The following is a 16,010-nucleotide window of genomic DNA, read 5'->3' as shown; positions in this document are numbered from 1 at the left end:
TTCTATGCTGGATATTGAAGATATTTTAGCCACTCACCGCATGTTTGAGGAAAATCGTCTGGACGTGCGCACCGTTACGCTCGGCGTTTCCCTGCTCGGCTGCATCGACCGTAACGGCGAAACAATGTGTCAAAAAATCTACGATCACATTTGTCGCGTCGCGGAAAATCTCGTGCCGACCGCGGAGGCCATTTCCCGTGAATACGGCGTGCCGATCATTAACAAGCGCGTCGCCGTCACACCGATTTCACTCATCGCGGAAGCCAGCGACCTGACCGACTATGCGCCGGTCGCGCAGGCCTTGGACCGCGCCGCGAAAACGTGCGGCATTGATTTTCTCGGCGGGTTTTCCGCGCTGGTGCAAAACGGCATCACGCGCGGCGATCAAATTTTACTCGATTCCATTCCGGAAGCGCTGGCGACCACCGATCGCGTCTGCTCCTCCATCGGCATCGGCTCCACTAAATCGGGCATTAATATGGATGCCGTTCGACAAATCGGCGAAATCATCAAAAAAACGGCCGCTTTAACCGCCGACAACGACGCTTTGGGTTGCGCCAAGCTCGTGGCGTTCTGCAACCCGGTTGAAGATAATCCGTTCATGGCGGGCGCGTTCCACGGCGTAACGCAAGGCGATCTCGCCGTTCACGTCGGCGTCTCCGGTCCGGGCGTTGTCAAACGGGCGCTCGAAGAAGTGCGCGGCGAATCGTTTGATGTCGTTGCGGAAACGATCAAAGAGACGGCGTTCATGGTCACGCGCGTTGGTCAACTCGTCGCGCAGGTGGCGGCGGAGCGTCTGCACGCGCCGTTCGGCATCATCGACCTGTCGCTCGCGCCGACGAGTGAAATCGGTGACAGCGTCGCCAAAATCTTGGAAGAAATGGGCCTCGAAAGCTGCGGCGCGCCGGGCACGACGGCCGCGCTCGCGCTCTTAAATGACGCCGTGAAAAAAGGCGGCATGATGGCCGCCAGTCGTGTCGGCGGCCTCTCCGGCGCATTCATTCCCGTCAGCGAAGACCTCGGCATGATCGAAGCGGTTGAACGCGGCTCATTGACGCTGGAAAAATTGGAAGCGATGACCTGCGTCTGCTCGGTCGGTCTCGATATGATCGCCGTCCCCGGCGATACATCGGCCGCGACGCTTTCCGCGATTTTGGCGGATGAAGCGGCGATCGGCATGATCAATAACAAAACGACCGCGACTCGTTTGATCCCGGTGCCCGGTAAAAAAGTCGGCGACCTGGTCGAATTCGGCGGTCTGTTGGGATACGCGCCCGTCATAGCGGTGAATCGTTTCGACGCGTCGGAATTCATCGCCCGCGGCGGTCGTATTCCCGCGCCGGTGCGCAGTCTCACGAATTAAATCAACGCAACAAAAAAAGAAGCCCGCGGGCTTCTTTTTTATTATGAAAATTATTCTTCGCTGCCGATTTCGCGTTGAATGATCGTGCAGATATCCGTCACGATACGTTCGAGTTGGTCGTGATCCGGTCCTTCCGCCATCACGCGCAACAACGGTTCGGTGCCGGACGCGCGGACCAAAACGCGGCCGTTTTCGCCGAGTTCGTCTTCCGCCTCGCCGATCGCCGCCATGATGAACGGATTATCTTGCCACGATTCTTTATCATACACGCGCACATTGCGCAAAATCTGCGGATACGTGGTCATCAGTTGCGCCAATTCCGAAAGTTTGCGGCCGCTCTGCTTCATGATCGCCAACGTCTGCACCGCCGTCAGTACGCCGTCACCGGTCGTATTGTAGTCGAGGAAAATGACATGGCCCGACTGTTCGCCGCCGAGCACATAATCATGGGCGCGCATTTCTTCCAGCACGTACCGGTCTCCGACCGATGTGAAAACGGCCTTTAAACCCATTTTTTCGAGCGCTTTTTTAAAACCGATATTGCTCATGACCGTCGCGACGACCGTGTCATTTTTCAGCTTATTTTGCGATTTCAACTGCTGCGCCGCCAAAAGCAAAATATGGTCGCCGTCCAACACCGCGCCGGTTTCATCGATCAAAAGGCAACGATCCGAATCGCCGTCATTGGCGACTCCCGCGTCCGCTCCTTCGGCGAGCACCCGTTCGCGCAAAAGTTCCGGATGCGTCGAGCCGACGCCCGAGTTGATATTGACGCCGTTCGGTTCGGACGCGATCGCGATGACTTCCGCGCCGAGTTTACGCAAGACGGCTGGCGTCACCGCGGAGGCCGCGCCATGCGCCGCGTCCACAATGATTTTCAAACCGTCCAAACGGCAAGGCGCCGAGGCCGCGATGTAATCCGCATAGCGTTGCGCCGCCTCCGGAATCAGTTGAATACGACCGACCGCATCCGCCGTCGGTCGCGCGTTGTTATCAAGCGCGTCGCCGCGCAGCATAGCTTCAATTTCGTCTTCCGCCGCGTCCGTCAATTTAAATCCGTCACAGTCAAAAAATTTGATGCCGTTATCGGGATACGGATTGTGCGAGGCGGAAATCACAACGCCCGCCTTGTAATCGCCGGTGCGCGTCAGGTACGCGACCCCCGGCGTCGGAATGACGCCGACGATATCGACATCGCCGCCCGCCGAGCAAACGCCCGCCGCCAATGCCGCGGCAAGCATCGTACCCGAGATGCGGGTGTCGAAACCGATCAGAAAACGCGGGCGCGCGCAAGCGTCATCTCCCCGGACAAAAAACACGGCCGCCGCGCGTCCCAAATGAAACGCGAGTTCCGGTGTCAATGTCTCATTGACGACGCCGCGCACACCGTCCGTACCAAATAATCTTGCCATAAATTCCTCCTACTGTTTCCCCATTTATTCTTCTTTTAAAATCACTCGTACCATGGCCGTTTCCGGTGTCGCCGTACCGTTGCTCGGCACGGGAATTTCCACCTGCCGGATAACCTCGCCGGCCTCGCCGCTCACCGAAATCGCCGGCAACTGCCAGGCGGAAAGAGCGTCCAACTGCGATTTTTCCCCCGCGAGAGTCACTTCCCGCGGCTTGATTTCAATCGCGTCTACCCGCCAGCCGCTCGCCGGCGCGCCGCTGGTCTGCACCGCCAAAGGTAATGTTTTTTCGACCCGTAACGGGGTAAGTTTCATTTTGACGAGCACATTTTCCGGCGCCAAAGTGACTCCGTCCACTTTATTGCCCTGCGCGTCATATAAGGCGACCGCCGCCACGATATCAAAATCGGCTTTGCGTCCCGTGGTATGGATCACCGTCTGCGCGGTTTTCACTTGGGACACAAGACTCGACGGACCGGTAATCGTCACCACGTTCGGGGTGATCGCCGTCACCGCGCCGCCATGATCATCGGTCGGATCGCCGGTTACTTTGGCCGTCACCTGGATGGTCTTCGAGGCCATTTCATCCACATTAACCGTGAAATTCAACGGCTTTTGCTCCATGACTTCCGCGCCCGGAGGCAGTATCAATTGTAACATCATATTTTCATTTTTGCCGATATTCGCATCGGTCATATCGAGCACGGCCTTCATATCGGATTCACGCAACTGCAACATCGTGTTTCTTTGCATGCGCAATTTGACATGTACGCTCTGCGGCGCATCCAACGCCACCAATGAAGTATTCAAATGCGTCACTTCGACCGGCAGTTCGTAACTGCTTTCCACCAGCGGGTTTTGCTCGTTCATGATAAACACCCAGAGAAACACCGCCACGAAAAAGCAGATGAGTTTCGCCGTCCAGTTACCGCCCAGCCATTTTCTCATGATTTCCTCCAGTTAAAGAATTCGCCGAAACGCAAGCGGCTGTCGTTTCCTTTGAGGAGGTAATTGCGCAACATATGGCGCAGATTGTCGCCGTCCAAATGGCGGTAAATATGACCGCCGTACGCGTAGGAAATCGCTCCCGTTTCTTCACTGACGATCACGACCAGCGCGTCGCCCTGCTCCGTCAGGCCGATGCCGGCGCGGTGCCGCGTCCCGAGCGCGCTCGATAAATTCTGATCCTGCGTCAGCGGCAGCAGGCAACCCGCCGCGACCACGCGATTTTCACGAATTAAAACGGCGCCGTCATGCAAAGGCGTATTGGGAATAAAAATATTGCCCAACAACTCCTCGCTCACGACCGCGTCCAGATAAATGCCCGTGTCGCCGTATTCCGCCAGACGTACCGCCCGTTCAAAAGCGATCAGCGCGCCGATCTTCTGTTCACTCATTCGTTCGCAGGCGAGCACCACTTCATCGATCACGCGCATCCGTTCTTCATCATCGACGATGGACGAGCGGCTGATGAAGCGACCGCGGCCGAGCCGTTCGAGCGCTTTGCGCAATTCCGGCTGGAACACGATCGGCAACGCGACGATTAATACCGTCATCGACTTTTCCAACAACCAATTCACGACGTGCAGATCCATCCAGTTGCTGACGATCGTAAACGCGCCGAGCACCACCAACCCTTTTAAGAGGGAGACGGCGCGGGTATCGCGGATCAAATAATACAACTGGTATAGGATCACCGCTACCACGAGGATATCGACGATATCGAGAATCCGCATCGTGGAAAGCAGCGCTTGTAACTGTAGTAACATGGTTCACTCCGTTCTTATACTTTCTCTCTATTATACCACGCGACCGGTCCGGTTCCGCTTACGGACGCGCCGCCAACCACGCGTCAATTTTCGCCCGCACGCGCGCATCCCCGTCGATCAACGCGTCTTTTTCGCGACGGGATAATCGCTTAATGTACCATTCCGTGCGCCGCGCGGTGCGTTCGTCCGTCACATCGCTTTGCCACACCAAAACGACCGGTCGGCGGGCGCGGGTATACTTCGCGCCGTCGCCCGCGTTATGCACGGCAAGACGCTTGGTGACGTCGCGCGCGATGCCCGTATACAATGTGCCGTCGGCGCAGCGAACGATGTAGGTCTGATATTCCGTCACGTTGTCACTCCTTTTCGTACTGTATCATATCAAATGCCTATTTAAATGTATAGAAAAAAGGACATGCCCGTAAGCATGTCCTTTTGCGTGGCCGTTACGCCAGTTCGGTCACCGTGCGTTCGATCATTTGCGCTTTCACAAATTCCGAATACTTTCCGTTCACGTCGGCGAATACGCCGTCGGTCGCAATTTTTTGCGCGACCGCCTGTACCGCAGCCAGCGTCAAGCCGTCTTTCGGCTCACGCAGACTGAGCGTTCCGGTCGTACTTCCCGCCGTGAAAATCATTTGCAATGTCTTCATGAATATCCTCCTTCGTTACCTTATTCGCCGTCCGTGTAAACGATCGTTTCGATTTTAGCGACACGATCGAGCGGCTTGGATTGCAATCCCGCCAGCGCTTTGCCGGCGGCGTAAATGTGTTCGTCAGTAGCGTCCTGCGCGACATGCGCGAAGGACAAATTGCGAAATTTTTCCGCGCCCTTATCATCCGTGTACTGCACGCGCAGGGCCAGGCGCCGTGCTACCGTTTCTTTCTGTAATGCCATTCGTTTCACCTCGTTTTGAAAAAATAAGAAATAATGCGCGGGAGGATTGCTCAATAACTTGCCAAAATAACGTCCGTCCACCAGGCGGCCGCGTCGGTTTTTAACCAGGCGCGTTCGACGTCGTTCGTCAGAAAACCGGTTTCCACCAACACCGCGGGCATGACCGTTTCGCGCAACACCGCGAAATCGGCGGTGCGGTACAACGTGTCGTCATGGCGAAAATAACGACCGCGCTCACTGCCGCAACGAACTATGCGTTCCGCCCAAAGTCGCGTCGGCGCGGCGGCCTGCGGGTGGATAAAAACTTCCGCGCCGTGCGCCTCAGGCGTCGCGGCGGCATTGGCGTGAATGGAGAGAAAACGATTCGCCCCCGCCGCGTTGGCGGCCGCAACTACCGCGGCAAGATCGTCATCCTGCCGCACGGTGACTTGTTCTCCCCGCGCGCGTAAACCCGCCGCGATCGCCGCCGCGATTACCGCTACGACATCGGCTTCCCGCGTACCGTCAGCGGCGACGGCGCCCGGATCGGGCACGCCGTGTAAGGCATGCCCCGGGTTCAACCACCAAAAACTCATGACTCACTTTCCGTATGCGCTTCGGCATACAAACGACGTAAAATTTCACTCAACAACCAGATCAACCAGCGATACCATTCCTGTCTTGTCATCGGACCTCCTTTCTCCCGCGCTCACCTACTACATTGCGGTAAACGTGAAAACGCAACGTCCGATGTGAAATTTTTTCGCACAAAAAAAGACGCCGCAGCGTCTTTTTTGATAATCAGCGATAGAGTCCCATCGCCCGAATGGCTTTTTCGTAGGTTTCATGCGCTTTGGCATGCGCTTTTTCCGCGCCCGCCGTCAAAATCGCGTCGAGTTCGGGGCTGCCCGAAAGCTCTTCATAGCGTTCGCGCAACGGCCGCAACTCGCCGACGACGAGGTCCGCCACATCTTTTTTCAATGTGCCGTAGCCTTGCCCCGCGTAATCGGTTTCGAGTTCGTCAAAGGTTTTGCCCGAAATCGCCGCGTGAATGGAAAGCAAATTGGACACGCCCGGCTTGTTTTCCCGATCGTAACGGATCGAGTTTTCACTGTCCGTCTGCGCCCGTTTGATTTTGCGCGCGATCGCGTCGTCATCGTCCAAAAGATAGATCGTCGCCGTCTGGTTGTCGTCCGATTTGCTCATTTTCGACGTCGGTTCCTGCAGGCTCATGACGCGCGCGCCGCCTTTCGGCGTAAACATTTCCGGTATGGTGAACACTTCGCCGTAACGTTGGTTGAAGCGTTCCGCCATCGTGCGCGTGAGTTCCATGTGCTGGCGCTGATCTTCGCCGACCGGCACTAGTTTCGCCTGGTACAGCAAAATATCCGCCACCATGAGCGCGGGATACGCCATCAAACCGAACGGAATGGATTCGCCCTGTTTTTTCGCCTTGTCTTTATACTGCGTCATGCGTTCCATCTCGCCGACATAGGCCAAGGTAATCATCATCCAGCCCAAAAGCGCGTGTTCCGGCACTTCCGACTGAACGAATAGCGTCGCTTTATGAGGATCAATCCCCGCCGCCAGGTACAAGGCCGCCAACTGGTTGGTGCGCTCGTGCAGCAGCTGGGGATCCTGCGGCGCTGTGATCGCGTGCTGATTGACAACGCAATAGTAGCATTCATGCGTGTCCTGAAACGGAATAAAATTTTTCAACGCGCCGAGATAGTTCCCGAGCGTGAGATTACCGCTGGGCTGAATGCCCGAAAAAATAGTATCCATAACGTTCCTTTCTGTCGCTTGCCTTATTCGACGGTAACGGATTTCGCGAGGTTGCGCGGTTTATCGACATTCGTGCCGCGCGTAATGGCCGCGTAGTACGCCAACAACTGCAACGGTATCACGGATAAAATCGGCGCGACGAAACGATGCGTGCGCGGAATGCGAATCGCGTGTTTCACGAAATGATCGAGTTCGGCGTCGTCGTCATAACCGATACCGATCACGATAGCTTCGCGCGCGCTGACCTCCTGGATATTGCTGAACATTTTTTCCCGTACGTGATCCTGCGTCACGATCGCGATGATCGGCGTGCCCTGCACGACCAGCGCTAACGTGCCGTGCTTGAGTTCGCCGCCGGCATAGGCCTCCGCGTGAATGTAGGAGATCTCTTTGAGCTTGAGCGCGCCTTCCATGGCGACCGCGTAGTCGATCGAACGGCCGATGAAGAACACATCTTCCGCGAAACCGTAATGTTTGGCGAACGTCTTGATCATTTCCGTATTTTCAAAAATTTCGTGGCATTTTTCCGGTGCCTCGATGAGCGCGGAAACAATCGCTTTTTCTTCCTCGCGGGACAGATTTTCGTTGATGCGACCGAAGTACACCGCGAGCAACAGCAACGCCACCAGCTGCGTCGTGTACGCTTTGGTGGACGCGACCGAAATTTCCGGACCGGCGACCGTATACACCACCGCGTCCGCTTCGCGCGCGATCGACGAACCCACCGTATTGGTCACGGCGAGGCTCTTCGCGCCGCGGCGTTTCGCTTCTTTCAGCGCCGCCAGCGTGTCGCTCGTTTCGCCCGATTGGCTGATTACGATGCAGAACGTGTTTTCGTCCGTCAACGGATCGCGGTACCGGTATTCCGACGCGATATCCACTTCGACCGGAATGCGCGCGATCTGCTCGATGTAATATTTCGCTACGAGTCCCGCGTGGTACGCCGTACCGCAGGCCGTAATTAAAATCTTATTGACCTGTTGCAGGTCGTCTTTCGTCCAACCGAGTTCATCAAAATATACCGACTGATCCTCTTTATGAACGTGCATCGACATCGTGTCGCGGATCGCTTTGGGCTGCTCGTTGATTTCTTTCAACATGAAGTGTTCGTAGCCGCCTTTTTCCGCCGCTTCCGCCGACCAGTCCACATGGTGCACTTTTTTATCAATCGGACGGCCTTCCCGATCGATCACGCGCACGCTGTCCGCCGTCACGGTAGCGATTTCGCCGTCATTTAAGATGTAAATATCGCGCGTTTCATTGATGATCGCGGGAATATCCGACGCGATGAAATTTTCACCGTCGCCGAGTCCGACGATCAGCGGATTATCTTTCTTGGTGCAGATCAGCTTGTCCGGTTCGTCGCGGTCCATCACCGCCAGCGAATAGGAACCGTCCACCACGTCCAACATTTTTTGCACCGTCGACAAAAAATCGCCGTCATGCAAATCCGCCAGCAAATGCGCGATGACTTCCGTATCCGTCTCGGAAACAAAGACATGCCCTTTGGCGATGAGGTCGCGTTTCAGTTCCATGAAGTTTTCAATAATGCCGTTGTGTACGACGACAAAACGGTTTTCCGCGTCGCCGTGCGGATGCGCGTTGACATCCGACGGGCGTCCGTGCGTCGCCCAACGCGTATGGCCGATGCCGATCTGCCCGTGAATCGGGTGCGATTCGAGGTAGGACTCCAAATTGGCGATGCCGCCTACTTTTTTACGAATCTCAATCTTCCCGTTTTCATAGCAGGCGATCCCCGCCGAATCATAGCCGCGGTATTCCAATTTACGCAAACCGTCAATTAAAAACGACGCCGCATCCTGAAATCCCACATAGCCGACAATACCGCACATAAATGTGCCTCCTTCTTTATCCTAATCTATTATGTAAGCCCCGCCGCGGGGGACAAATATTCATCTATGTATTGTATACTAAAAACCTTACAAGGGCAAATAAAAAGGGCTTCGCGCGCGCGAAGCCGAGTCGGTGAGATATTTTACGCGGAGCGATAATCCCCCGCCTCTTTGGTTTGGTAATAAAGCACGCAATGCACGACCGCGACAGCAATGGCGACGATGATAAAATCGACAACCGCGGTCGCCGCATACCCGTAGAAAACGGTATGCCACGGAATCATTTCCGGTGACTGCACCAGCAGCCAGTAATCGGCCAGCCAACGCAACCCCAGGTAGACGACCGTGCCGACCATCGCCAGCAACGCGCGCCGGGTCCGTTCCCCCGCTTGACCGACGAAAAAGACCGCCGGAAAAACGAACGCCGCCAGCAGAATCTCGCCCATGCGCATCCAGGCGATAAGCGCCAAAAAGCCGAGCAGCACGGTCATCGCGTACGGCTCCGCCGCGCGGTAGTAATGGAACATTTCAAACCCGCCGAAATACGCCGGCGGCAACAGATTCGGAATCCAAGCGAGGAAAAAGGCGCAGGCGGCGTAATCACGCGCGAAACCGCGCAACTTTTGATAGCCCGCCAACACCAGCTGCGTCAGCACTTCCGCCACCAGCACCAATGCGAACTGCAGCAGCGCGAGAAGCCCCGCTTTGCCGAGCATTTCCGCGCCGCTTGCGACATGAATGATGCTTTCCTCCGCCGCCATCATCGCGCCCGCCACAAAAGCCATTTGGCAAATCCACCACAGCGTGTACACTACCGCGTGCCGCAAACGCTCCGCCGGTCGTCCGAGCAGATCGATAGCAAGCGGGCCGAACCAGCCGCAAAACGCGAACACCAAAAAGAAGTACCCCGTCGCTTGGGGATCCCAAAGATATACCGCCAGCGAGGGAACACTCGCCAGCAGCCAAAACCAAGTTGTGCGGATCAGCCAGTTGCGTTTCATCATAACTCCTTTGCGTGCATTATACTATCTTGTTTCTAATAAACGATGACAAGAAAATGATACCTCTCTGAGAACGTTTCTCCCGTACGCTGTCAAGCGCTCGCGTTTTCGCCGAACGACCGCGAACGCGCGGGCGAAACGGCGGCGCCGCATGCTATAATAAAAGTAAATTCATTGTTATAAAATTGTATTGTCGTCCCCGACGACTTAGAAGGAGAAAATTATGCCCACATTTACCGGTTTGGGAGTGACACCCGAACTCGCCGACGTATTGACCAAGCGCGGCATCACGACCCCGACGGAAATTCAAGTGCAAGCGATCCCGACCGTATTCAAAGGTCGCGACATACTCGCCCAAAGCCGTACCGGCACGGGAAAAACGCTCGCCTTTTTGTTGCCCATTTTGCAACGCATTCGACCGGACGAAGCCAAGGAACAGGCGCTGATCATCACCCCGACGCGCGAACTCGCGCGGCAAATCGCCGCCGTCGCGCGGCCGCTCGCTGACGCCGTCGGCGTCGACATGGTCTCCATCACCGGCGGGCAAACGCTTGAAAACCAACTCGCCAAACTCAAACGCCGTCCGCAACTCGTCATCGGCACGCCCGGGCGTATTCTCGACCATTACCGCCGTGACGCCCTGACCTTGATTTCGGTTCGGCAAATCGTTTTGGACGAAGCCGATCAGATGCTCGCCATGGGCTTTCTGCAAGACGTTCGCACCATCTTAAACGCCGTGGCGCGCTCGCGGCAACTGCTGCTCTTTTCCGCCACCTTGCCGAAAGAAATTCGCAACCTCGCCAAAACCGCCATGCAAAAACCGGCGCAACTCGCCGCCGGCGCGGGACGCCTCGTCTTGGACACGATTGAACAACGCGTCTACATGGTAAAAGAAGAAGAAAAAACGGATCTTCTGATCCGTCATTTGCGTGAAATGAATCCGTTTTTAGCCGTCATCTTTTGCAACACGAAAGATCGCGCCGCGGAACTGACGCGCGAACTTTTGGCGGCGCATTTATCCGTCGAAGAATTGCACGGCAACCTGCCCCAAAGCGCGCGCAACCGCATTCTGCGCGAATTCGCCAAAGGCCGCATCGCCTACCTCGTCGCGTCTGATATCGCCGCGCGCGGCATTGACGTGGAAGGCGTCACCCATGTATTCAACTACGATGTCCCCGGCGATACCGACTACTACATTCATCGCATCGGCCGCACCGGTCGCGCCGGCGCCACCGGCATGGCCATCAGCTATGTCACCTCGCGCGACATCGGCAAACTGCGTCGCATTGAAGCGCGCATCGAGCAGCCGCTGGTCAAATACGACCGCGACGGCAATGTGAAAATCAAGAAACCGCGCGCCGCTCGACGCAAAGTAGTCCTGCCCGGTCAATACAAACCGACCAAGGACAAAGAGCACAAGCAGCAGCATGCCGGCGGCAACCTTCGCCAACGTCGTAAAGCCGCGCCGAAGAACGAACGCAAACGCGGCGCGTCTCGCGGCAAACGATCCTCCCGATAACGCAAAGACCGTCACTTGACGGTCTTTTTTGCGTGGTATAATACTATAAATATCTGTTATTTATCACCGTAAGGAGCACATATGAAAATTCTTGCCATCCGCATGGATAAAATCGGCGATGCATTGTTGACCGTGCCGTCGTTTCGCACCCTCCGACGCATGTATCCCGACGCGGAAATCACGGCGCTTACCAACACGTATAATCGCCCGACTATCGAACGCATTCACTCGGCCGATAAAATTCTTTGCGCCGATGAGTATTCGCATGACGAGCTTGTAAAATTATTAAATGAACGCCATTACGACATGTTGATTTCGTTCCACGATTTTCAGCCGGCGTCCGATATTATTCTGGAACTCGATATACCGTACAAAATGGGGACTCAACGCAACTCGCAGCACAACCAAGATGTATATCCGCAAGGCTTTGTCCAAAATCGCATGCACTACAATCATTTGGATAAAATACAACAGGAAGCGCAATACACGCTGGAGATCTTGGAACATGTCGATGCGGAGCGTTACCATAACGCACACACGGACGACTTTATTCTTCCGTTGACGGCGGAGGAAAAAGAAACGGCGGCGGAGTTTTGGGCGCGTGAAGCCCTTACCTCGCCCGCGCTTTTCGTCAGTCCCGCCATGGGCGGTTCCGGTCTGACCTTACCGATTGAAGCATGGGCGGCGGTATTGCAAGACTTTCAGGACGCCCACCCCGACTGGACGATTTTACTCGGCTGCTATCGCCCGAAGCAGGCGCCACATGACATTTCAATAGATATGCATTTGCCCTTTGATGAATACGCTTTTTGCCAAGCGATCAATGACCGTCTGCAAAAACCGGCGATGATTTTCGCCAACCATCGCTCGATTTTCCATGCGGCCGCCGTCATTCAGCGTTGCGACCTTTTTCTCGGACCGTCCACCGGCACTTACCATTTGGCGTGGACGCAAGGCACGCCCGTCGTCGGCGTCTTCGGCCGTGAACCCAACCACTGCTGGCAGCGTTGGGGATCGCTCAAACAGCCGCATTACCATTTTGTCATGAATGAAACGAAAGAATATGATCGTTCCGGAAATTTCGCCATCCGCGCCTTACGGCGCTGGCGTTACAGTCTCTACAAGCGACAGGAACGCAGAAAGCACGGCAAGTTTACGCCCAAAATGCTGTATACAACATTCAACGCGACCAAACGCAAAGAACTCGCCGCCCTGCTGAATCAAGCCGCGGCGGAAGTCACCAAGACCCGATAACCATGGTCCGCCGTGAAGCCGTAAGCGCGCGGCAACTGCTCATCGCGATAACGAAAAGGCCGTCTCTTGACGGTCTTTTTTGCGTGGTATAATACTATAAATATAATTTTTTTCTATCGTAAGGAGCACGTATCGCATGCGGCATGCGTAAAAGGAGTAATAACATGAGATCACCAGTAGAAACGACTGAGAAATCGTTACATTACTACGTTATCAACTTACCTAAATCAGCTAAACGTCGGGAGCATATGCGCGAAGTATTGGGGCCGCTGTTCCCCCCCCCGATCCGATTTTTTACCGCGGTCGCGGGCGCGGAATTATCTCCCGCGGAAAAATCCGCCGCATGCGTCGATATGGATCTGTCAGACACGGAGCTTGGTTGTGCATTAAGTCACCAAGGCGTATACAAAGCAATGATACAAGCCAATGAAGAGTACGCCTTTGTTTTCGAGGATGACATTGATAGGGAGGCAATGGCAACTAAAGAGGCATTAGCAAGCTGCCGTGATTTTATCCTTACCCGCTCTCGTCCTACTGTTATTACCCTGCATCGCCAAGGGCCACCGTTGGAACGCGTCGGCACGGTAGGTGCCGACATACCCGTATATCACGCGTGTCGCGGTGCAGGAGCCTACGCCTATATTCTTAATCTGGCGGCGGCAAAAACGCTTATTAAAATTAACACCCCCGTCCGTTTTGAAGCGGATATGTGGGTATTATTTGACCGCGCGAAATTAATCGACGCCTATTTCCTCGGCGAAATGTTGTTTTCCCCCGGCTCAATGCCAAGTACTATTGAGGGTGCAGGCAAGCGAGCGAATGATTCGCAAGACCACCAACGCCGCAAAACGCAGTTTTTGCGCCAACACGGATATACCTTCATAGACTATTTGCATTCCCGTCTTGCGCCACGGTATTATGCGGTATTAAGGGCATTACGACTTATAAAATAAATAAAAAGATATCCTCAGTAAAAACAAAAGAGACCATTAGCTACGGCGAATGAATTAGTCGTTACTATGATTAAGCGTAAGTCACCAAAACCCGATAAAAAAATCCCCCTAGGGGGATTTTTTATTGCTCATTTATAATTTCATCGACTACTTCCGCGACCTCGATATCTTCGATATGGTGACGCCGTTTGCTGTTCCAAATAATGCGGAGTTCCTTTTCATTGACCGGTACCCATTCGGGATTTTTCAAGCGCATCAGAATAATTTGCGGACGGTGCAAGAGTGACGCGATATGCATGATCGCCGTTTCTACGGAAATGATCAGACGACTGTGCGCAAGCATCGCCGGCAAATCCCAAAAACCTTGGGCCGCCGTGAAGCCGTAGGTGCGCGGTAACTGCTCGTCGCGAATCAGCGCCGCAATCGCGTCCTGATCGCTCGGCAAACCGTTGATCAGAAAGACCGCCTGTTGAAATTCCGTTCGCTCGCTGAGCGCACGGATCAGCGCCGCCACTTTCGGCAAAGGCCACGTGCGTTTTTTATTTTTCGCGAACGGGTTAATAAAGTAAAGCGGCGCCGTTTCCGCGATGCCTCGCTCCTCACGCCAACGGCGCGCGCGTTCCAGCGCTTCCGCCGGCACGGTCAGCTCTGCCCGCTCCGCCCAATCGTACGTCGGCATCCGCGCCGCCGTTTGGAAAAAGTAATTATAATTTTGAATAATTTTTTTGAATCGTTGCGGATTTTCCGGCACGATAAAATCGACGGCCTTTGCAAACCGTCGCCGATCCGCGCCGAACTTAAACCAGCGCTCGCGTAGCGACCATGAGACAATCGCCGCTTGCGAGAATAACGCGCGCGCCGCTTCCGCGACGAGCAAGCGACCGCGGCTCGACATGACGAAAACGACATCATAACCGACTTTTTTCGCCCGCGCCAACGCCGCCTCCGAATCTCCCGTATAGAGATCCGCGTATACATCATGGAAAACTCCTGTTTGCGCCGCCCAATCGCAGATGATCGGATTGACGAGCGCGCCGGATCCCCTATGAAAACGCGTATTAATAAAGTACTCGTCCGGCATCAAGTCCAACCGCAACTGCGGATACTGTTCGGCAAATGCGCGCAAGACCAACTGCCAATAGGTAAAATCACCCAACGCCATCGGCAAAAGAACGAGCGCGTGTCGCGCGTTTTTAATTTTATTTTGAATGCCTGTCTGATCCATAATGCTGTCCCAAGTCCCCTGATTTCTTGATTTTACTTATTATACCATTACTCACGGACAATACGACCAAACTCCAGTTTATACTCCGTTAGATAGTACGACTTAATTGTCGCAGTTTTTTTCTTTTGTTATACTGGTATAAATAAAAGGAGAAACCATGCTACCCCATAAAATTCTTACACTGCCGAACTCAACTGAACGCCAAGCATTCGTTAAAAATTACGCCGCGCAGTTCAATTTCACGCCATGTTTTCATTATGGCGTCAACGGCTCTCAAATGTCTCCGCAAGAAATGCAACAGGCAGTGATTGAGCCCGATATTCTAACCGTCGGCGAAGTCGGTTGCGCGCTGAGTCACTTGCAAATCTATCGGGAAATGGTGGAGCAGGATATTCCGTACTTGCTTATCCTGGAAGATGATGTCGCTCTTACTCCCGAATTTTTCGACTACCTTCCCATGTTTGAACACTTTATTCGCAAGCATATGCGCGGCAAAGCGGCGGTACTGCACTTACATCGACAACACGAATTCATTCGCCTGATGGAACGATGGAGTAGTCGTATCACCGTCCATTCCACACAGTACGCTTTGGGTGCGCCCGCCTACATCATTACCAAAGAAGCCGCGCAAGCGATACTGCAAATTCAAACGCCGCTTCGCTGGGAAATTGACATTTGGAGATACTACTATTATTTAGGCGCCGTTAAATTATACTCAACGAATACCAGTTGGATTACATTTTCGGATCAATTCAATTCTACCATTGACAGCATGGGCGTTCGCAAATATACCCCCGAGCGGGATCCCAAACGGCACAGACGCTTTTATAAAACGATATGGAACGATACGAAAAGGTGGCAACATATATTTTTCTTCTCATTTTGCACTTTGCGTAAACCGTTCCTGAAGATAAACGCCAAATTCAATCCCGCGCCGCAAAAGTAACAGACCAATTAACCTGCAAAAAAGGAGCTCGTACGAGCTCCTTTTTTGCTCCGTTG

16 protein-coding genes are annotated in these 16,010 nt (G+C 54.3%); 5 read left to right on the top strand and 11 right to left on the bottom strand.

What is annotated here, in order from left to right; genetic code table 11:
- Positions 1-4 precede the first annotated feature (4 nt).
- A complete protein-coding gene (locus HNR45_RS02770) occupies positions 5-1,363 on the top strand; it encodes a PFL family protein (RefSeq protein ID WP_159823062.1) in 1,359 nt (452 codons plus the stop codon).
- 50 nt (positions 1,364-1,413) lie between these two features.
- Here the strand turns inward: HNR45_RS02770 and glmM are convergent, their stop codons facing one another.
- The 10 genes from glmM to HNR45_RS02720 all read right to left on the bottom strand — a co-directional run bounded on the left by glmM (position 1,414) and on the right by HNR45_RS02720 (position 10,057).
- Entirely contained in the window at positions 1,414-2,775 is a 1,362-nt protein-coding gene (glmM, locus tag HNR45_RS02765; protein ID WP_159823063.1) for a phosphoglucosamine mutase, read from the bottom strand.
- A 24-nt stretch (positions 2,776-2,799) separates the two neighbouring features.
- Positions 2,800-3,720 carry a CdaR family protein gene (locus HNR45_RS02760; protein WP_159823064.1) on the bottom strand — a complete coding sequence of 307 codons (921 nt, stop codon included), beginning with the start codon at positions 3,718-3,720 and terminating at the stop codon, positions 2,800-2,802.
- Positions 3,717-4,541, bottom strand: coding sequence for a diadenylate cyclase CdaA (cdaA, locus tag HNR45_RS02755; protein ID WP_159823065.1), 825 nt, complete (start codon positions 4,539-4,541; stop codon positions 3,717-3,719). The genes HNR45_RS02760 and cdaA overlap by 4 nt, the downstream gene beginning before the upstream one ends.
- A 58-nt stretch (positions 4,542-4,599) precedes the next feature.
- On the bottom strand, positions 4,600-4,893 hold the full coding sequence (locus HNR45_RS02750) for a GIY-YIG nuclease family protein (RefSeq protein WP_052098688.1): 294 nt from the start codon (positions 4,891-4,893) through the stop codon (positions 4,600-4,602).
- 94 nt (positions 4,894-4,987) lie between these two features.
- A complete protein-coding gene (locus HNR45_RS02745; RefSeq protein ID WP_159823066.1) occupies positions 4,988-5,194 on the bottom strand; it encodes a DUF2922 domain-containing protein in 207 nt (68 codons plus the stop codon).
- Positions 5,195-5,214: 20 nt separating this feature from the next.
- Entirely contained in the window at positions 5,215-5,439 is a 225-nt protein-coding gene (locus tag HNR45_RS02740) for a DUF1659 domain-containing protein (protein ID WP_034437347.1), read from the bottom strand.
- Between the two features lie 50 nt (positions 5,440-5,489).
- Positions 5,490-6,014, bottom strand: a complete 525-nt coding sequence (locus tag HNR45_RS02735) for an N-acetylmuramoyl-L-alanine amidase (protein WP_052098690.1) — start codon at positions 6,012-6,014, stop codon at positions 5,490-5,492.
- 205 nt (positions 6,015-6,219) lie between these two features.
- Complete coding sequence (trpS, locus tag HNR45_RS02730) at positions 6,220-7,203, bottom strand: tryptophan--tRNA ligase (protein WP_159823067.1); 984 nt, start codon at positions 7,201-7,203, stop codon at positions 6,220-6,222.
- A 23-nt stretch (positions 7,204-7,226) separates the two neighbouring features.
- Positions 7,227-9,056: a glutamine--fructose-6-phosphate transaminase (isomerizing) gene (gene glmS / locus HNR45_RS02725; RefSeq protein WP_159823068.1), complete on the bottom strand. Its 1,830-nt coding sequence runs from the start codon at positions 9,054-9,056 to the stop codon at positions 7,227-7,229.
- A 143-nt stretch (positions 9,057-9,199) separates the two neighbouring features.
- On the bottom strand, positions 9,200-10,057 hold the full coding sequence (locus HNR45_RS02720; protein WP_159823069.1) for a hypothetical protein: 858 nt from the start codon (positions 10,055-10,057) through the stop codon (positions 9,200-9,202).
- A 223-nt stretch (positions 10,058-10,280) separates the two neighbouring features.
- On the opposite strand from HNR45_RS02720, the gene HNR45_RS02715 reads away from it, so the two are divergent.
- The 3 genes from HNR45_RS02715 (at position 10,281) to HNR45_RS02705 (ending at position 13,783) form a co-directional block, all read left to right on the top strand.
- Positions 10,281-11,576, top strand: coding sequence for a DEAD/DEAH box helicase (locus HNR45_RS02715; RefSeq protein ID WP_159823070.1), 1,296 nt, complete (start codon positions 10,281-10,283; stop codon positions 11,574-11,576).
- A gap of 81 nt (positions 11,577-11,657) precedes the next feature.
- The gene (locus tag HNR45_RS02710) at positions 11,658-12,830 is read left to right on the top strand and encodes a glycosyltransferase family 9 protein (protein WP_159823071.1); all 1,173 of its coding nucleotides are present in this window, start codon (positions 11,658-11,660) and stop codon (positions 12,828-12,830) included.
- A gap of 164 nt (positions 12,831-12,994) precedes the next feature.
- The gene (locus HNR45_RS02705; protein WP_159823072.1) at positions 12,995-13,783 is read left to right on the top strand and encodes a glycosyltransferase family 25 protein; all 789 of its coding nucleotides are present in this window, start codon (positions 12,995-12,997) and stop codon (positions 13,781-13,783) included.
- 121 nt (positions 13,784-13,904) lie between these two features.
- On the opposite strand, the gene HNR45_RS02700 is transcribed toward HNR45_RS02705, so the two are convergent.
- Positions 13,905-15,008, bottom strand: coding sequence for a glycosyltransferase family 9 protein (locus HNR45_RS02700; protein WP_159823073.1), 1,104 nt, complete (start codon positions 15,006-15,008; stop codon positions 13,905-13,907).
- Between the two features lie 157 nt (positions 15,009-15,165).
- On the opposite strand from HNR45_RS02700, the gene HNR45_RS02695 reads away from it, so the two are divergent.
- Positions 15,166-15,954, top strand: coding sequence for a glycosyltransferase family 25 protein (locus HNR45_RS02695; protein ID WP_159823074.1), 789 nt, complete (start codon positions 15,166-15,168; stop codon positions 15,952-15,954).
- Positions 15,955-16,010 lie beyond the last annotated feature (56 nt).

This window comes from Negativicoccus succinicivorans (assembly GCF_014207605.1).
Taxonomy (GTDB): domain Bacteria; phylum Bacillota; class Negativicutes; order Veillonellales; family Negativicoccaceae; genus Negativicoccus; species Negativicoccus succinicivorans.
Note: the sequence above shows the minus strand (reverse complement) of the source record. Positions and strands in the feature narration are given on the sequence as shown.